The sequence below is a fragment of the Bacteroides timonensis genome, assembly GCF_000513195.1.
Taxonomy (GTDB): domain Bacteria; phylum Bacteroidota; class Bacteroidia; order Bacteroidales; family Bacteroidaceae; genus Bacteroides; species Bacteroides timonensis.
The window spans coordinates 1-20,212 of the sequence record NZ_CBVI010000171.1; the positions used below are offsets into that span (position 1 = coordinate 1).

Consider the following 20,212-nt stretch of genomic DNA (forward strand, 5'->3'; position numbering starts at 1 on the left):
GCGCGTCCGTTCCAAAGACTGTTGCAACTCCCATTCCTTAATCTTAGCCTCATGTCCGGACAATAAAATTTCCGGAACTTTCCAACCATTGTAATCGGCAGGTCTTGTATAGACCGGAGCAGCCAAAAGATTATCCTGGAATGAGTCGGATAACGCTGATTGCTCATCGGAAATAACACCGGGGATGATGCGGACAATAGCATCCGCCATCACTGCTGCCGCCAGTTCTCCACCGGTCAACACATAGTCTCCAATACTGATTTCTTTAGTGATCAGATGCTCGCGAATACGATAATCTATACCTTTAAAATGTCCGCAAAGGATAATAAGGTTCTGGGTAAGTGAAAGTGTATTGGCCATTGGCTGATTGAACTGCTCACCATCAGGAGTCGTAAAAATGACTTCATCATACTCCCGTTCTGCCTTCAAGGCATTGATACAGCGCTCTATAGGCTCTATTTTCATCACCATTCCGGCAAAACCGCCAAAAGGATAATCATCCACCCGTCGATATTTATCTTCAGTATAATCACGTAAATTATGAATATGTATTTCTGCAAGCCCTTTATTCTGAGCACGTTTCATTATGGAGCAATTGAAAAAGCCTTCAATCATCTCCGGTAGAACTGTTATTATATCAATGCGCATATTAATTTTAATTTTCTGCAAAAGTACAAATATTAGAGGAGAAACCTGTATTTTTGCGTTCAAACAATCTGAAATAGCTATGACTGCAAAAGAAAAGATAGATCAGCTCCGTGCCGAACTGCATCGGCACAACTACAATTATTACGTGTTGAATGCTCCCGAAATCTCCGACAAAGAGTTCGATGACATGATGCGGGAATTGCAGGAAATAGAGCGAGAACATCCTGAGTATCAGGACGAAACTTCGCCAACCATGCGCGTAGGAAGCGATTTGAATAAGAATTTCACGCAAGTGACACACAAATATCCAATGCTTTCGTTGGGTAATACCTATTCCGAAGGTGAGGTATCTGACTTTTATGATCGCACTCAAAAAGCCCTGAACGAAGATTTTGAAATTTGTGCCGAACTTAAATATGACGGTACTTCCATCTCACTGACATACGAAAACGGTAAATTAACACGTGCCGTAACCCGTGGCGACGGTGAAAAGGGCGATGATGTAACGGATAATGTGAAGACAATCCGTACTATCCCCCTTGTTTTGCATGGTGATTATCCCCAATTATTTGAGATTAGAGGGGAAATACTAATGCCGTGGGAAGTCTTTGAGGAACTAAACCGCGAAAAAGAGGCACGCGAAGAATCTCTTTTCGCTAATCCGCGCAATGCCGCATCAGGCACTTTGAAATTACAAAACTCTGCTATAGTTGCTTCCCGCAAACTGGATGCCTACCTTTATTATTTATTAGGCGAAGAACTTCCTTGCGACGGACATTATGAAAACCTGCAGAAAGCTGCACAATGGGGATTCAAAATCTCCGACCATATGAAGAAGTGTCACAGCCTGCAGGAAGTGTTTGATTACATCCATTATTGGGATACGGAACGGAAAAATTTACCTGTAGCCACGGATGGCATTGTTTTGAAAGTTAATAGCCTGAAACAGCAGAAAAACCTCGGTTTCACCGCAAAATCTCCTCGTTGGGCCATCGCATACAAGTTCCAAGCAGAGCGTGCATTGACCCGCTTAAACAAGGTGACTTACCAGGTGGGAAGAACCGGAGCAGTAACCCCTGTTGCCAACCTGGATCCGGTACAATTATCGGGTACAATCGTAAAACGCGCCTCTCTGCATAATGCGGATATCATTGAAGGGCTCGACTTGCATGTCGGTGATATGGTTTATGTAGAAAAAGGTGGCGAAATCATACCCAAAATTACCGGAGTAGACAAAGATGCCCGGAGTATGATGGTAGGTGAAAAAGTGAAGTTCATCACTCATTGCCCTGAATGTGGCAGCAAATTAATCCGTTACGAGGGAGAAGCTGCGCATTATTGCCCCAACGAAACGGCTTGTCCACCTCAGATAAAAGGAAAGATCGAGCATTTCATCAGCCGGAAGGCTATGAACATTGACGGATTAGGCCCGGAAACTGTGGATATGTTCTACCGGTTAGGACTAATTAAGGATACGGCAGATCTGTACAAGCTGACTGTAGACGATATCAAGAATCTGGACCGTATGGGAGATAAGTCGGCGGAAAATATCGTCAAGGGTATTGCCCAAAGTAAGGAAGTGCCTTTTGAGCGAGCGTTGTTCGCCCTGGGTATCCGCTTTGTCGGTGAAACTGTAGCAAAGAAAATAGCTAAGTCCTTCACCGACATAGAAGAACTGGAAAATGCAGATCTTGAAAGATTGATAAATATCGATGAAATCGGTGAGAAAATAGCGCAAAGCATTATTTCCTACTTCGCTAATCCTCTGAATAGAGAATTAATAGAGCGACTGAAAGTTGCCGGATTACAGTTTAACCGGAAGGAAGAAGATCTGAGCGGCTATACTGATAAGCTTACCGGACAGTCTATTGTAATCAGCGGTGTGTTCACCCATCACTCCAGAGACGAATATAAAGACTTGATAGAGAAGAATGGAGGAAAAAATGTAGGTAGCATTTCTGCCAAGACCAGTTTTATCCTGGCAGGAGAAAATATGGGACCCGCCAAATTGGAAAAAGCGCAAAAACTGGGTGTACAGATAATGAGCGAAGATGAGTTTTTGGCGCTCATTTCGTAACATTTTTCCAGTGAAATCTTTTTTATAGCTTATATTTGCTGTAGAAATCGAAAATATTCGTACTTTTGCGAGTCATTTAATTAGAGATTACTTAAATTTCACTCATGATACAGACTAAATTGAAAGGAATGGGGGTAGCGCTGATTACTCCTTTTAAAGAGGATGAAAGCGTTGATTACGATGCATTGATACGTTTGGTGGACTATCAACTTCAAAACAATACTGATTTTTTGTGTGTGCTGGGCACCACGGCAGAAACTCCGACACTGACGGAAGAAGAAAAAAAGAAAATCAAGAAAATGGTCATCGAACGCGTAAATGGTCGGATACCTATCCTGCTCGGTGTTGGTGGAAATAATACGCGTGCCATTGTAGATACGCTTCAAAACGACGATTTTACCGGAGTAGATGCCATTCTGTCTGTTGTTCCCTATTATAATAAACCTTCTCAGGAAGGTATTTATCAACATTATAAAGCAATTGCAGAGGCTACAGAGCTCCCAATTGTACTCTATAATGTTCCCGGTCGTACTGGTGTAAATATGAAAGCAGAAACCACGCTGCGCATTGCCCGTGACTTCAAAAATGTTATTGCTGTCAAGGAAGCTTCCGGTGACATTACTCAAATGGATGATATCATCAAGAATAAACCGGCCAATTTTGACGTTATTTCGGGAGATGATGGTATTACCTTCCCTTTGATTACTTTGGGAGCTGTTGGAATCATATCAGTCATCGGAAATGCATTTCCACGCGAATTTAGCCGCATGGTAAGACTGGCATTGCAAGGAGATTATGCAAATGCATTGACTATCCACCATAAATTTGCCGAGTTATTCAAGCTTCTTTTTGTGGATGGCAATCCGGCAGGCGTAAAAGCAATGTTGAACGTTATGGGAATGATTGAGAATAAACTCCGCCTTCCGCTTGTGCCTACTAGGATTACTACTTTTGAAGCCATGCGGAAGATTTTGGATGAGTTAAACATTAAGTGCTAAGAAAAAACGAAGATACTTCTTTGTAAAACATCCCCTGAGATAGATTATTTCATCTCAGGGGATGTTTTTTTTCGTCTCAGGAAAGAAATTAATACTTATATCTACATAAGCACGCGATTATATCAGTATCAACTCACATACACACTTGCATGAGTCTACACAGATATAACTGTATCCTACGGTGTATCACAAAAAACCTCTGCAAATTACTTTGCAGAGGTTTTTTGTGATCGCGACAGGATTCAAACCTGTAACCGGCTGATCCGTAGTCAGCTACTCTATTCAGTTGAGCTACGCGACCTTGTTGTTAAAAAGATGTGACCGCGACAGGATTCAAACCTGTAACCGGCTGATCCGTAGTCAGCTACTCTATTCAGTTGAGCTACGCGGCCTTTTTGTTTAACGGGTGCAAAGATACGGACTTTTTCCGAAACTGCAAGTATTCTACAAACTTTTTTTGAAGAAAATTATTCGATGAAACGGTAATTAAACAGTTGCCAGCCGATACTCAGCCCCACATTCCACTCCCTTCTCGGTGAACTATAATGATTTACATAAGCAGAGATCGCTCCAAAAGGTAATTGGCAAATAACAGAAATTTCTCCCATATATTCTACCTTTGAGAAAGCTTTTCCATAAAATGCTTTGTTTTGCGTATTCTTCTCGATAGGAAAAATAGGCATAAATCCATAAAATTCTCCTCTCAGATGAAACATATCATTGAAAATAAACATAGGCTTGATACCGGCAGCCAGAAACTGATTGGCACGGAAAGCCTCATTATACATCAGCTTACTATGCGGAGTCGGCGAAAACTCTGCAGCCTGCATCATTGTTGCCGTAAAATTCTCCGAGAAGTTCCTCGATGAATACAGCGCTTCCGCCATCCACCCCAAAACAAATTTAGGAGCCATACTATGATATGCTTCTTTCATATAAGAAATCTGTAACCATGATTGCCGCTCCTGTGTAACAGGCTGTTCTGCCGGATTTCCAGGCTTATATCTTTCTTTTCCCGTAAAAATCTGAGCTATTAATTTCTCGTTATACCCTTTTGTAGCGTATTGACGAGAATTCAGTGTACTTCCATAAAAACTAATAGAACCACCTATAAGCCTGTATAAACTCCTGTCCGAACGGTCTTCTTCAAAGTTTATCACACTGGATTGAAAATAGTTATCTTGCAATTTTCCAATACCAAAGCCAAATTCAGCCCGTTTATTCGCTAAGAATGGTAAAGCGATAATCAACTTCAGAAATCGTTCATCCTTTGAATTAAAGGAAGGTTTATCGTTTTTAGAGAACAGTTTCTCTTTCTTGTAATAATCAAAAGTACTGATAGACGCAATAAGCCGATATGAAGTAGGAATATGAGTAGGCAAATCTATACGCGCCATCAGTTGGGCATTATTATAAACTTTACCCAATTGGCCATCAAACGTAAACTCTTTGGCATAATAATTTAAGTTCTGATAGCCCAGTCCCAGATATATCTGATTGGAACTCGTCGTAGACACACTACCGCCCAAGCGGACAGAGAAATTATCCTCCATCTTTACTTTCAGATGCAAATCGTACATATCGGTTTCCTCATTAAATACCGCCTTCGGAATGATTTCCGATATCATGTTGTCCGCAAGTAAACGGAAATATCCACGCTTCAGATCTTCGTAGGTGAATGGTTCATCTTCTTCATCATGAAATTCCTTCTGAATATAAGCCTGTTGCTGGGGGTTAGCTCCATCAATATAAATTTTCTGGAAATAGAGCTGCGGCAAATTACTGCGATAAACCAGACGGCGTAAACGCACATTATCTGCATTTACCCTACGATGAATACGCCCCTTTATAGAATCCATCAAGCTAAGAGTGCGATTGTAACCTATATCATGGAGTTCCTGAAGACGGTCGAAATCAAGTAAGTTCACATCATCATACTTGAATGTCATGAGGATGCCGACAGAATCCGGAATAGAATAGTCCGTCTTCTGCATCACCATGTTCTCAATCTGACTCATAAGGTCATTTTCTTTAGGCTTGGATGGATTGGCGGCCACCACACTACCAATAATAATATCCGGATGAAAATCATCCCGCATTACATCCGTTGGAAAGTTATTGTAAATACCACCATCATAAGCCAGCACGCTATCTATCTCAATAGGCTTAAAAACAAACGGGAAACTCATGGAAGCACGGACAGCATCTCCCAGGTCACCTTTCCCTAACACTATTTGCCGTTTATTGTATACATCAGAAGCGATACAGCGGAAAGGAACAAACAACCTATCAAAATCACCGTCACAAGCAGCCGTAGCACGGGCAAACAGCTCCACAAACACCAGATTCATTTGGATGGGGTTAACCATACTGGTCGGCAATTGCGGTTTGACATTCAAGGAGTCCTTAAAATCAAAGCGGATATTAAAAAACTCCGGTGTAGGAATACTTTTCTTGAAATAATAGGCATATTTAGGTTCTACTTTTCCCGAATACCAGCGTTTAAAATCTTCTGAACGCAGCAAAGCCTCCATATCATCGGGAGAGTATCCCATGGCATACAACGAACCGATAATGGCTCCCATGGATGTACCGGTAATATAATCGATAGGGATATTGTTTTCTTCCAAAGCCCGAATGATGCCGATATGCGTCATACCTTTCGCACCACCACCACTCAATACAAGTCCAACTTTTTGGGCATGCAACATGGGCAGTAACAAGAAACAAAACGATAAAAGCAAAAGAATTCTTTTCATACTTCAAAGTTCCGAGCTGAAAATATATTATTATTAAAGCTCAAATATATGCAATTGTTTCGAAATTGGACGTATCCAACGCTAAAAAACAAGCGTTCCCACACAAAATATACGAAAAAAGGAGCATTACAACTCTTATAAAAGTTGCAATGCTCCCGGCATATAGATTGTGAATAAAGGGCGTATTTAGATTAGCTCGATGCTTCTCTTCACAAAGTTATTCAAAGCTTCACCTTTCAGCATGCCATTTTGCAGCAATGCCAGGTCAATCAATTGGCGGACAACTTTATTTTTAGCTGCATATCCGGCAAATACTTCATCTTTCTTTGTTTTCAATTCTTCCCACTTCTGATCCAATCCGTTCACTTCGTCCTTTTCAGCAGTAGAAATTTCTTCGTCTTTCTTACCTTTCTGTTTATCTTTCAGCTCATTACGACGTTTGTCTACGTCATTCATTTCTTGCTGAATAGGAGCTACAACAGAGTCGCATTCTTTTTCTTCGTCTGCAAGAACTTCTTTCACCAATTTATGATCTGAATTCAACACCAGGTTGAACATATCGGGCATTTCTCCATAGAAACTCATACCCGCCTGAATATTAGCCATTTCTTTCATACGGCGCATATATTCACTTTGGGTAATCATCACAGGAGAAGAGTTTTCACCCAAAGCCTGCGCAGTGATATTAAACTCAACCTTTTCCAGCTTAGGCAACTGGCTCTTGAACACAGCAGAAAGAGCTTCTTGTTTGCCTGCTTCCAGAGTTTCACCTTTCTTATCTTCTTTGATAATCAGATTATCGATAACATCACTATCTACACGGGTAAAGCGAGATTTCTCAAACTTTTGCTCCAACATGCTTACTACAGCAATGTCCAGTTGACCATCCATCAGCAACACATTGTATCCCTTATTCTTAGCAGCCTCGATATAGCTGAATTGCTCATCTTTATGATTAGCATACAAATAGATCAAATTGCCATCTTTATCAGTCTGATTATCTTTGATCAGCTTCTGATACTCTTCAAATGTATAGCATTTACCATCCGTATCGGTGAAAAGGGCAAAATCTTTTGCTCTGTCATAGAAGTCTTCCTGAGTAAGCATTCCGTAATTGATGAAAATCTTCAGGTCATTCCACTTTTCCTCGAACTGTTTACGATCATTTTTAAAGATAGATTGCAGACGATCAGATACTTTCTTCGTGATATATGTCGAAATCTTCTTCACGTTAGAGTCGCTCTGTAGATAAGAACGGGATACATTCAACGGAATATCCGGAGAATCGAGCACACCATGCAACAGTGTCAGAAAGTCAGGTACAATACCTTCTACTGAATCCGTAACGTATACCTGGTTGCTATAAAGCTGTATCTTATTCTTATTTAGTTCGATATTGCTCTTTACTTTCGGGAAGTAGAGGATACCTGTCAGATGGAACGGATAATCTACGTTCAGATGTATCCAGAACAAAGGTTCATCAGACATCGGATACAGGTCACGATAGAACTTCTTATAATCTTCATCCTTCAGTTCGCTGGGTTTCAATGTCCACAATGGATTGCTGTCATTGATGATGTTATCTTCGTCTGTTTCAACCTGTTTTCCATCTTTCCAGTCTTTCTTCTTACCAAAAGCAATAGGTATGGGAAGGAAACTACAATATTTCTTCAACAGAGAAGAAATACGGGCATCTTCCAGGAATTCTTTACTTTCATCGTCAATGTAAAGTACTATATCTGTACCACGGTCAGCTTTATCAATGTTCTCAATGGTGAACTCCGGACTGCCATCGCAACTCCATTTCACAGCTTGAGCACCTTCTTTATGGGATTTTGTGATAATTTCCACTTTCTTAGCCACCATGAAAGCTGAATAAAAGCCTAAACCGAAGTGACCGATAATTGCATTAGCATCATTCTTATACTTCTCCAGGAAATCGTTGGCACCTGAAAAAGCAATTTGGTTGATATATTTGTCGATTTCTTCGGCAGTCAAACCAATACCATGGTCTGAAACAGTAATTGTATCTTTTCCTAAAGACACATGTACGGTCAAATCGCCAACCTCACCTTTAAACTCGCCAATAGAGGCTAAGGTTTTCAACTTCTGCGTAGCATCTACGGCATTAGAAACTAACTCGCGGAGAAAAATTTCATGATCGCTATACAAGAACTTTTTGATAACGGGGAAAATGTTTTCGGTAGTTACCCCAATATTTCCTTTTTGCATACTACTTATGATTTATATTTTTAAGTTTATATATTTAATCGTTTGGCAAGTGTAATGCAAAAAAAATGCCAGCCCATAAAGACTGACATTTTGACTGTTTATCATCTTCTAAGAAGACTTCATTTTCATGCTTTCTTGATGTCCAGTTCTCCTTTTTCTTCGTTCAAAGAGACAGAAATCGTATCACCCGTCTGCAATTCGGAAGAAATAATCAATTCCGAAAGTCCATCTTCCAGATAAGTCTGGATGGCACGCTTCAACGGACGGGCACCAAACTGCACATCATATCCTTTAGATGCCATGAACGCCTTGGCTTTAGCATCAATAACAAGCTTATATCCAAGAGATTCCACGCGCTCATACAAGCCTTTCAACTCGATATCGATAATCTTTTCGATAGCATCCAGCGAAAGCTGGTCGAAAGTAATAATCTCGTCGACACGGTTCAGGAACTCAGGGGCAAACGACTTATTCAAAGCCTTTTGTATCACGCCACGTGAATATTCTTTATCATCCGTACGATTCTGGGCGGCAAAACCTACACCACGACCGAAGTCTTTCAATTGACGTGTACCGATGTTTGAAGTCATGATAACCACTGTATTCTTGAAGTCTACAGTTCTGCCATAACTGTCAGTCAGACGACCTTCATCCATCAGTTGTAACAAGATGTTGAATACATCCGGATGGGCTTTCTCAATCTCGTCCAACAATACGATAGAGTAAGGTTTACGACGCACTTTCTCTGTCAACTGTCCGCCTTCTTCATATCCTACATATCCCGGAGGTGCACCAACAACGCGAGAAACGGTAAACTTCTCCATATATTCACTCATATCCACACGTATCAGCGCATCGGCAGAACCAAACATATATTTCGCCAACTGTTTCGCCAAGTGAGTTTTACCTACACCCGTAGGCCCCAGGAACAAGAATGTTCCGATAGGGCGGTTAGGATCTTTCAATCCTACACGACTACGCAGAATAGCTTTCGTCACCTTTTCAATAGCCGGGTCCTGAGCTATAACTTTAGCTTGCAGCTCTTCTTTCATACCCGCCAACTTGATACCTTCAGCCTGCGCCATACGCTGTACAGGCACACCGGACATCATAGAAACTACATTCGCAATTTCTTCCTCACCAACTATCTGACGGTCATCTTTTAAGCGAGCTTCCCATTCAGCCTTCATCTCTTCCAAACGAACAGAAAACTCTTTCTCATGATCACGGAAGCTGGCAGCAAGTTCGAAATTCTGCGATTTCACCGCATCCGCCTTTTGTTGACGGGCTTCTTCGATCAGTTTCTCCTGTTCTTCAATCTCTTTTGGAACAGTAATGTTTGTCAGATGGACGCGCGAACCGGCTTCATCCAAAGCATCAATAGCCTTATCCGGGAAATTACGGTCAGTAATGTAGCGGTCTGTCAACTTGACACATGCTTCCAGCGCTTCATCCGTATAAGTCACATTATGATGGTCTTCGTACTTCTCTTTGATATTCTTCAATATCTGGAGCGTTTCTTCGGCAGTGGTCGGTTCAACAATCACTTTCTGGAAACGGCGTTCCAAAGCACCGTCTTTTTCTATATTTTTCCGGTATTCATCAAGGGTAGTGGCGCCTATACATTGTATTTCACCACGTGCCAATGCAGGTTTCAGCATATTGGCAGCATCCATAGAACCGGCAGCTGCTCCGGCACCCACAATCGTGTGAATCTCGTCAATAAACAGAATTACGTTCGGATTCTTCTGTAACTCATTAATGATAGAACGAATACGTTCCTCAAACTGTCCGCGATACTTGGTTCCGGCTACTACAGAAGCCATATCAAGCATTACCACACGTTTATCAAACAGAATACGGGATACTTTCTTCTGAACAATACGTAATGCTAATCCCTCTACAATAGCAGATTTACCTACACCAGGTTCACCTATCAATACCGGATTATTCTTCTTACGGCGGCTCAATATCTGAGCCAACCGCTCGATTTCACGTTCACGACCTACCACAGGATCCAGTCTACCTTCTTCCGCAGCCCGGGTCATATCCATACCAAAGTTATCCAATACCGGAGTATCATTGGATGGTTTCTTAGACGCTGTTTGCGTAGAAGACTGTGAACTACCACTTTGAGAAGAACGTGAAGACATATTCATTTCATCTTCTTCCTCGTCATCATCTTCCGTAAATCCCATACCTGCATTAGGGCTGGCTTTCATAGAAAGCTGTTCGAACACTGACTTATAATCTATATTATTTTCTTCCAATACCGTAGCGGCCAAATTATTACCGTCTTTCAAGATAGCCAGCAATACATGTTCAGTATCAGCAGTGGCGCTCTTCAGCAGACGAGCCTCGAGTATACACATTTTCAATATTTTAGCTGCCATAGGAGACAATGGAATGTCTGCATCGGGCAACAAGTTATCATCTTCAATCTCTTTTAAAAAACCTTCCAGACGTTTCTTAACTCTGTTTAGGTCTATATCCAGTTTCTGCAATATTTCTATAGCTTTCCCTCCGCCATCTCGCAACATGCCGAGTAGAAGATGCTCCGGACCGATATATCTATTCTTCAGCCGGTTAGCTTCCTCCTTGCTGTAAGTGATAATGTCAGAAACTCTTTGTGAAAACTGATTATTCATACTTAATATTCTCCTTCCTTATTCTAAGGTGTTACTTAATACAAAGATACGCATTTATAATTTCCAGTACGTATTCTATCGTTTTATTTATTATTTATATACAAAACCCGTGCCACAGTTTAATATCCGTCCACCAGTATCATACTAAAGTGCTTTCATTCTTGGGAAAAAGCTCTTTATTAATACCTTATTTATATATTACAAGAACAAAGTAGGTGAGAGAATGGTTCTGAAATAAAGTTTATGGGCGAAAACTTTTGTATATCGTAAAAAAGCAGTACTTTAGCGTGGTTTTTCATGAACCAAAGTATGTATAATTAATAATCTTTTTAAATGCTTGAACAAGACAGAATTATAAAGATTAACATCGAGGAGGAAATGAAGTCATCGTACATTGACTACTCCATGTCGGTCATCGTTTCGCGTGCCCTTCCGGATGTTAGAGATGGTTTTAAGCCTGTCCACCGTAGAATTCTCTTCGGAATGATGGGACTGGGAAATACGTCTGATAAACCTTATAAAAAATCAGCCAGAGTTGTAGGTGAAGTATTGGGTAAGTATCACCCGCATGGTGACTCTTCCGTTTACGGTGCATTAGTTCGTATGGCACAGCCTTGGGCAATGCGTTACATGGTGGTAGATGGCCAGGGTAACTATGGTTCGGTAGACGGCGATAGCGCAGCTGCTATGCGTTACACCGAGTGTCGCTTGCGCAAGATCGGTGAAGATATGATGCAAGACCTCGACAAAGAAACCGTTGATATGCAGAGCAACTTCGACGATTCTTTGCAGGAGCCTACCGTTATGCCTACCCGTATCCCAAACCTTTTGGTAAACGGTGCATCTGGTATTGCTGTAGGTATGGCGACCAATATGCCGACCCACAACCTTTCAGAGGTTATTGATGCTTGCATTGCATACATCGAGAACAACGATATTGAGATAGAGGAGTTGATGAACTATGTGAAAGCTCCCGATTTCCCAACAGGAGGATATATATATGGTATGAGTGGCGTACGCGAGGCATATCTTACCGGTCGCGGTCGCGTTATCATGCGTGCAAGAGCAGAAATTGAAACCAGTTCTACACATGACAAAATTGTCATCACGGAAATCCCGTATGGTGTCAATAAGGCGGAACTGATTAAGAATATCGCCGATTTAGCCAATGATAAGAAGATAGAAGGTATCTCCAATGCTAATGACGAGTCTGACCGTGAAGGTATGCGTATCGTGATTGATATCAAACGCGATGCCAACGCCAGCGTAGTCTTGAATAAGCTCTATAAGATGACGTTGTTACAGACTTCTTTTAGTGTGAACAACGTAGCATTGGTACACGGGCGTCCTCGTTTGCTGAATCTGAAAGACATGATTAAGTACTTCGTAGAACATCGCCATGAGGTGGTTATCCGTCGTACTCAATATGACTTACGTAAGGCTAAAGAACGCGCTCATATATTGGAAGGCTTAATCATAGCATCAGATAATATCGATGAAGTAATCCGTATCATCCGTGCCGCAAAGACACCTAATGATGCTATTGCCGGCTTGATAGAACGCTTCCAATTAACAGAAATTCAGTCTCGTGCCATCGTAGAAATGCGTCTGCGCCAATTGACCGGACTGATGCAAGATCAGCTCCACGCTGAATATGAAGAAGTAATGAAGTTGATTGCTTATTACGAAGAAATTCTGTCGAATGACGAACTTTGCCGCAAAGTTATTACTGATGAATTAATTGAAGTAAAAGCAAAATACGGAGATGAACGTCGTTCTGAGATTGTTTATTCATCTGAAGAATTCAATCCGGAGGATTTCTATGCAGATGACGAAATGATTATCACCATTTCTCATATGGGCTATATTAAACGTACTCCATTGAGTGAGTTCCGTGCTCAAAACCGTGGTGGAGTAGGCTCCAAGGGTACAGATACCCGCGATGCAGACTTCATTGAACACATATATCCGGCAACCATGCACAATACCATGATGTTCTTTACTCAAAAGGGTAAGTGCTATTGGCTCAAAGTATATGAAATCCCTGAAGGTACCAAGAATTCCAAGGGACGTGCTATCCAGAACTTGCTGAATATTGATTCTGATGATGCTGTAAATGCATATCTGCGTGTGAAAAACCTTTCTGACACAGACTTCATCAACAGTCATTATGTCTTATTCTGTACCAAGAATGGTGTTATTAAGAAGACATTACTTGAACAGTATTCCCGCCCTCGCCAGAATGGTGTAAACGCTATTACTATCCGTGAGGACGACCGCGTTATCGAAGTACGTATGACTAATGGTGACAATGAAATCATCATTGCCAACCGTAATGGACGTGCTATTCGCTTCCACGAAAGTGCTGTACGCGTTATGGGACGTACTGCAACCGGTGTACGTGGTATGACGCTTGACGAAGACGGACAAGATGAAGTAGTAGGAATGATTTGTATTAAAGATCTTGAAGCAGAAACTATTATGGTCGTTTCTGAACAAGGTTATGGTAAACGTTCTGATATCGAAGATTACCGTAAGACTAATCGTGGTGGTAAGGGTGTTAAGACAATGAATATCACCGATAAAACCGGCAAATTGGTAACAATCAAGTCTGTAACAGATGATAATGACCTGATGATTATCAATAAATCTGGTATCACCATTCGTCTGAAAGTTGCTGATGTCCGTATTATGGGTCGTGCTACCCAGGGTGTTCGTCTGATCAATCTTGAAAAGAGAAACGATGAGATCGGTTCAGTATGTAAAGTTACATCAGAAAGCATGGAAGATGAGATTCCTGTTGATGATGAAAATTCTCCGATTCCCACTATAAATGAGGTAGAAGGAGAGGAGGAAGACTATAACTCTGATAATAAAGTCAATAATGAAGATGAAGAATAGACATAATATTAATTTTAATTTTACAACTATCATGAAAAGAGTATTATTTTCAGTGATTTTATTGCTCGCTGCAGGCTTCACTTTCGCTCAAGAAAAGACTGTGAAAGAAGCTAAAAGCATTGCAAATGAAGTGAATCCGGACTTTAATAAGGCCGAGCAGCTCATCAATCAAGCCTTGACTAATCCTGAAACAAAGGATAATGCCGATACTTGGGATGTAGCAGGTTTTATTCAGAAAAGGATTAATGAAAAACAGATGGAAAATGCCTATTTAAGAAAACCTTATGATACTCTTAAGGTATATAATAGCGCATTGAATATGTGCAAATACTACCTTAAGTGCGATGAACTCGCACAGGTTCCAAATGAAAAGGGAAAAATCAAGAACAAATACAGAAAACCCAATGCTGCTGCTATTGTAGCAGAACGCCCAAACTTGATCAATGGCGGTATTCAATATTATAACTTAGAGAAAAACAAAGAAGCATTAGATTTCTTTGGAACTTATATTGAAATTGCTCAGAATCCGATGTTTGAAAAGGAAAACTTCTTGCAGACAGATACACTCTTAGCTCAGATTGCTTATTATGCAAGCTTGGCAGCAGCAAAGATGGAGGATTATCCCAGTGTTCTGAAATATGCTCCTTATGCACAGAACGACAAAGAAGTAGGTCAGTATGCTATGGAGTTCATCTCTACAGCTTTAAAAGCACAAGGCGATACTGTTAAGTGGATTGCTTCATTGAAAGAAGGTTTGCAAAAATACCCTCAACATTCATTCTTCTTCGGTCATTTAATTGATTATTATAGCAATAACAATAAATACGATGAAGCCATGCAATTCGCTGATGAGATGTTAGCTAAAGACCCCAATAATACATTCTATCTGTACGTAAAAGGATATCTTTACCATAATATGAAGGATTATGATAAGGCTATTGAATACTACAAAAAGACAATTGAAGTAGATCCTACTTATGCAGAAGCTTATTCCAATTTAGGACTGATCTACTGTCTCCAAGCTCAAGACTTCTCAGAAAAAGCTACTACTGACGTTAATGATCCTAAATATAAAGAAGATCAGATTACCTTGAAAGCTTTCTATGAAAATGCAAAACCTTGCTATGAAAAAGCAAGAGAATTAAAACCTGACCAAAAGGATTTATGGTTGAATGGTCTTTACAGAGTATATTATAATTTAGATATGGGACCAGAATTTGAAGAAATTGAAAAGCTGATGTAAGTATAAACTTAAAAACAGCTGTCTCAAAATAGTTTTTTTGAAGTGAACCCTAAAAGTTAGACAAAAAACTTTTAGGGTTTATTTTATATGATTAAGTACACATACCGTATAAGCCGCACCGCACTTGAGGACTAGGTACGTTTAACCCGCAATAAGGGCTACACGTCACTCCGTCAATCCCAACACACCGGGGCAGGACCGCCAAAAGATTGGATAGACCAAAGAAGTTGGCTTTAATTTTGCCAAAAAGAATATTAGTGTTGTATATTAAACATAATACTGATTATTAATAATAATAGTTCGAAATGCTTGTGCTATTTACTTTAGCTTGGGCGTCCATAAATAACTAACAACGGTGTATCAGAATGAAAAATCATCTTCCGAGCAATACCAGGATTAAATAAGCGAGAGAATATATTCCGTTTATAAGTAGTCAACGTAATTATATCAATATGATTAGTTTTTATGTAATTATCTAAGCTGTTCAAGAAATCATCATTCATCACAACATCATAATGAATTTCCAGGTCCGGATACTGCTTTTGAAAGTATTCCTTAATACCACCTAATTTAATTTCATTCCAAGTGTCCTTAACATCTGACAGATGAATCAAAGATACAGAAAAATGAAATGACTTTAAAGCTGCAATCAAAGAATCAAATGCTATTAAATCCCGTTGATCAAAATTGGTGATAAATGCAATACGTTTAGCTTCTGCCAACTGTTTAAATGGAGTATTCTCGGGAATGGCTAAAACTGGTACACGGCTTCGCTCAATTACCTCAGCAGTTACACTACCAATTAAATCTATATCTTTCTGATTTTTACCACGAGTCCCCATAATAACAATACGTGGCCGATATTCCTTCGAATAACGAAGAATTTCCTCTTCTGGAATACCTTCACGCAACACACAATTATATTTTACATTCGGAAACTCTCCTGAAGCTACTTTTGCTTTTACCTTGTCAGATAAAGAATTTAAGTCTGCATGAACTTTTTGTAATATACTTTTCACATTTTCATCATCTGTAAGCTGATAATTAAAAACATCTCCATAAGGTAATGATGTGGTATAGATTGGTGTAAAGTAAACATGAAGCAGCACGACTTCCGCTCCCATATTCTGAGCAAAATTAAAACCAAACTCACATGCCTTCATTGAATAATTAGAAAAGTCTACAGGAATTAAGACCTTGTTACTCTCCTTTTCTACTTTGGGTGACTTCCCTCCCACTACCTCTTCAGAAAGCCAAGCCGAGCTCTCAGTTATCTTCAATGCACGCGGTAGATCGCTTTCTTTTATGCGTAAGCGCACACCTGAAGACACTACAGGTTGTATTTGATTTACATTATGAATATAGGTTTCAATACCTTCATTCTCAAGCACATTCTTCAATATCTGAGCTTTTGCATAAGTCAGAATAGCTAAGGTTACTAACTTGTCTTCCATAATCAACTGTTTTTACTTTATAAACAAATAAGAAATCCCAATTGTTTGTCTATCAATTGGGATTCATTTATAACTTTCTTTTCTTAAGCTCGAACAGGCTCAGCACTGGCATTCATTTCATCCAGAATTTTTAGAGCTCTATCAAGGACGGTAGTATCATCCAACATAACCAAACCACCATCTGGACCAGGCTCTAAATGTATCCCAACACTCTTACCCTCTTTGAAATTGTGACCGCCAAAAAAGTTTCTAACTGTATCGACGTTCAATCCGAGCTCATCGGCTATTCTATGCATACTACCAGTAGGTAATGAATCTTTAATTCTGCGAAGTTCATTAAATGTTATTGTTCTCATATTTATAAATTTAATGGTTAATAACTCTGTGAGTTTCACTTATCACGCTATAAACTTAAGGAAAAAAAAGATAAAACAAACTATTTCAGTGTCTTTTTTACAAAAATAAAGAAGCCTGTCAAAAGGAGATTTGTATTTTCCCTTTCAACAGGCTTCTTTTTATTATTAACTATTTTATTATGAAAGAATTATATCTATCAGATAACTTCAACAGATGACGCAGGTACCCATCCTACTTTACCATCCTCTAAGCGGATTTCTTTCCATTCACGCATGGAGTTATCTTTAATTTCAACCTTCCGTCCCTCATGCAATATGAACAAACTGGTGCCACTTTCACTCGGAGTACTACGTACTGTTACACTTGGAGTTAGTACGATAGCATTGTTACGATTCAATAGCTCATTTTTCTGTTGAAAAGCAAAGACATTCGCTAATATAACTAACACCAGAAATACTATCCCTGCAATAAATCCTATTTTCTTCCACACGATTTGCTTGGAAAAGAAGAAGAAGTAAAGAGATGCAAGCAACAAAAAGAAACAAACAGCGCCTACCTTTGCCCAAGCATCCACACTCAAACAATTAATCAATGATTTCGTCCAAGATACAAAGAAAACCTCGGGTACGGGAATCACTTTATCAATTGTTTTTGCACGAGCAATCTCCAAATTAGCCCGAATATCAGCATTGCCTGGCTGTATTAAAAGTGCACGCTCATAATTTAAAATGGCTTTTGCTATATCACCAGCCTTATAGTAGCTATTTCCTAAATTATAGTATACCTCAGCCGCTTCTCCTTCTTTCAGCAGAGCTTCATATATCTGAATAGCAGAGGCATAATCATTCTTCACATATGCGCTATCTCCTTCTGCTTTTGTCACACTATTCTCTTGCGCAGCAGCTGAAAATTCAGTGTGTGAACCTATTGTTACCGAATCATTCGCTTGTTGTAATGTATCCGATGCAGTCTGTCCAAAAGAGGTCAATGCCATTAACAAGCCAACAAAAGTAAAAAACAGTATTTTTTTCATCATATAACCTCCTAATTAATGTTTAATCGAATTCTCCATTTTACTTATTACTGCTAATGAAGCCGAATAGACTTTATCCATAGCCTGGTTATCATCGCCAGGAGCAAAACGAGCAAACTCACAATCATTCAATGCAGCCAGGAATTCTTTAATCAAAGCATCCTCCACTCCATATTTACGAAGTTCCTCTTCAATATTATCTTTTGAAAGTCGAGAAACCGGAATATTCAATTTATCGCTTATATATCCCCAAAGAGCCTTCAATACTTCATCATAGAAAACATCTTTTTTATTCTCAGCTAACAATTTACCAGCTAACTTCATACGTTTAACAGCAACCTTATTTGCCTTTTTCGTACGCATTTTCGCAACGTTAGCATTAGCTGCTATCTGTTTACGGTAAATGATAAAGAAAATGATAAACGCAACGCCAGGTACTAAATAGAGCAACCAGTACAACATAGAGTCAAAGAAGAAGTCTCCCTTTTGAGAAAGCGTCACATCATTTTGCTTGATGAAGCGAATATCCTCATTCAAGACTTTCAAATCCTCTTTATTCGTAAAATTAGCAATAGTTTGCGCTGCATTTCCTTCACCTTTCTCTACATGCAATTCATACTCTTCGGTAGTCAATATCTTATAAGTACGGGATTTGATATCAAAATAGCTGAATTTCACCGCTGGTATTTTAAATGTTCCGGCATTGCGTGGAATAGCCAGATATTCAATAACCTTACTACCCGAAAGTCCTGCACTTGTCAGCCTGAATTTATTATCAACTTTAGGGTCATACACCTCGAAGTCATCTGGGAATTTCACCTCAGGATCACCTATTAACTTCAAATTGCCTGTACCGGAAATGACGAGTTTAATAGTTACAGCATCGTTTGTCTTTACATTAGTACTATTAATGGAAGAAGAAATGCTAAACTCTCCCACTCCACCGGAAAAATCAGCAGGTTTATCGCTTGGTAAGGGTTTTACATCTACAGTTAGTTTCGGTGTCATCAATGTCTTTTTGACTTCAATGTAGTTACTGCCACCATTAAAGAAAGCTTCAAACGGATCAGATACATGAGTAGCTTTAGCAATAGAAGCATCAAAACGTGCCGGATCAATAGTCAAATTACCAGACTGCTGCGGAAACAGCACAAATTGCCGGTAAACGGTAGTTTGATAATTCCGTCCCTTATAATGTTCCAAGCTCCATTTTCTATCACCCGGAAGTTCTACTTCTTGTGAATGAAATCCCTTAAAATCAGGAAGTTTAACATTGTCAAAACCGCGAAGGTCAACCAGAGTGTAAATTTTATAAGTCAGCAAGAATGCTTCTTGTTCATACACATTGGTCTTACTAATAGTAGGCAAAATAAAGAGGTCCTGATTGGAAACAGAAGTTCCTGAAGAAGCACGGCTGGTATTGCCCTGCTGACTACTATTACCTCCGCCTGAAGAAGCTGCTCCGGCCTGATCTGCTGGCAGAACCTTGATTTGCACAGAATTAGAAACCATCTGATTACCATCAGCCGTGATTGTAGCTCCCGGAATTGTGAAACTACCTTCAGCAGTAGCCATCAGTATATAAGTGAAAGTAATACTGCTGGTTGAGGTCGATACCCCATTAACTATTTGCATACTACTTTGCTGAGAGCGACTGGGTCCCATCAGTACGTCAAATCCCTTAATAGAGGGAGCACGGAAATCTCTCACCTTCTGTGTAGTCACTGTATATGCCAGTCTGAACTGGTCACCCACCGCTACAGCATCAGGAGCTGACGCAGTAAATGACACCTTGTCATTAGCCAAAGCTTGCAGACTGACTACTACCAGTGCTATCCATAAGAAAATTAATTTTCTCATAT

The 20,212-nt window shown here is 39.9% G+C and carries 12 protein-coding genes and 2 tRNA genes; 4 read left to right on the top strand and 10 right to left on the bottom strand.

The window, feature by feature from the left end; genetic code table 11:
• A partial coding sequence (gene trmD, locus BN161_RS26790; protein WP_044272185.1) for a tRNA (guanosine(37)-N1)-methyltransferase TrmD occupies window positions 1-648 on the bottom strand: 648 nt, incomplete at its 3' end.
• Window positions 649-727: 79 nt separating this feature from the next.
• Here trmD and ligA point away from each other — a divergent pair.
• Together ligA and dapA are read left to right on the top strand one after the other, a co-directional pair.
• Entirely contained in the window at window positions 728-2,725 is a 1,998-nt protein-coding gene (gene ligA / locus BN161_RS26795; protein ID WP_044272145.1) for an NAD-dependent DNA ligase LigA, read from the top strand.
• Window positions 2,726-2,829: 104 nt separating this feature from the next.
• Window positions 2,830-3,723, top strand: a complete 894-nt coding sequence (gene dapA, locus BN161_RS26800; RefSeq protein WP_044272146.1) for a 4-hydroxy-tetrahydrodipicolinate synthase — start codon at window positions 2,830-2,832, stop codon at window positions 3,721-3,723.
• Between the two features lie 227 nt (window positions 3,724-3,950).
• Here dapA and BN161_RS26805 read toward each other — a convergent pair.
• The 5 genes from BN161_RS26805 to BN161_RS26825 all read right to left on the bottom strand — a co-directional run bounded on the left by BN161_RS26805 (window position 3,951) and on the right by BN161_RS26825 (window position 11,362).
• Window positions 3,951-4,024 (bottom strand) — tRNA-Arg (locus tag BN161_RS26805).
• 17 nt (window positions 4,025-4,041) lie between these two features.
• A tRNA-Arg gene (locus BN161_RS26810) sits at window positions 4,042-4,115 on the bottom strand.
• Between the two features lie 75 nt (window positions 4,116-4,190).
• Complete coding sequence (locus BN161_RS26815) at window positions 4,191-6,482, bottom strand: patatin-like phospholipase family protein (RefSeq protein WP_044272147.1); 2,292 nt, start codon at window positions 6,480-6,482, stop codon at window positions 4,191-4,193.
• A 186-nt stretch (window positions 6,483-6,668) separates the two neighbouring features.
• Entirely contained in the window at window positions 6,669-8,714 is a 2,046-nt protein-coding gene (gene htpG / locus BN161_RS26820) for a molecular chaperone HtpG (protein ID WP_044272148.1), read from the bottom strand.
• Window positions 8,715-8,839: 125 nt separating this feature from the next.
• Window positions 8,840-11,362 carry an ATP-dependent Clp protease ATP-binding subunit gene (locus BN161_RS26825; protein WP_044272149.1) on the bottom strand — a complete coding sequence of 841 codons (2,523 nt, stop codon included), beginning with the start codon at window positions 11,360-11,362 and terminating at the stop codon, window positions 8,840-8,842.
• Window positions 11,363-11,695: 333 nt separating this feature from the next.
• On the opposite strand from BN161_RS26825, the gene gyrA reads away from it, so the two are divergent.
• The gene (gene gyrA / locus BN161_RS26830; RefSeq protein ID WP_044272151.1) at window positions 11,696-14,263 is read left to right on the top strand and encodes a DNA gyrase subunit A; all 2,568 of its coding nucleotides are present in this window, start codon (window positions 11,696-11,698) and stop codon (window positions 14,261-14,263) included.
• Window positions 14,247-15,506 (top strand): tetratricopeptide repeat protein, encoded by a 1,260-nt coding sequence (locus BN161_RS26835; protein WP_007214239.1) that lies wholly within the window; start codon window positions 14,247-14,249, stop codon window positions 15,504-15,506. Before gyrA ends, BN161_RS26835 begins: the two co-directional genes overlap by 17 nt.
• Window positions 15,507-15,829: 323 nt before the next feature.
• Here the strand turns inward: BN161_RS26835 and BN161_RS26840 are convergent, their stop codons facing one another.
• The 4 genes from BN161_RS26840 to BN161_RS26855 form a co-directional block, all read right to left on the bottom strand.
• Entirely contained in the window at window positions 15,830-16,960 is a 1,131-nt protein-coding gene (locus BN161_RS26840; protein WP_044272153.1) for a universal stress protein, read from the bottom strand.
• Window positions 16,961-17,043: 83 nt separating this feature from the next.
• The gene (locus tag BN161_RS26845; protein ID WP_007218563.1) at window positions 17,044-17,316 is read right to left on the bottom strand and encodes a hypothetical protein; all 273 of its coding nucleotides are present in this window, start codon (window positions 17,314-17,316) and stop codon (window positions 17,044-17,046) included.
• 197 nt (window positions 17,317-17,513) lie between these two features.
• Window positions 17,514-18,353 carry a tetratricopeptide repeat protein gene (locus BN161_RS26850; protein ID WP_044272154.1) on the bottom strand — a complete coding sequence of 280 codons (840 nt, stop codon included), beginning with the start codon at window positions 18,351-18,353 and terminating at the stop codon, window positions 17,514-17,516.
• Window positions 18,354-18,365: 12 nt separating this feature from the next.
• Entirely contained in the window at window positions 18,366-20,210 is a 1,845-nt protein-coding gene (locus tag BN161_RS26855; protein WP_044272156.1) for a BatD family protein, read from the bottom strand.
• Between the last annotated feature and the right edge of the window lie 2 nt (window positions 20,211-20,212).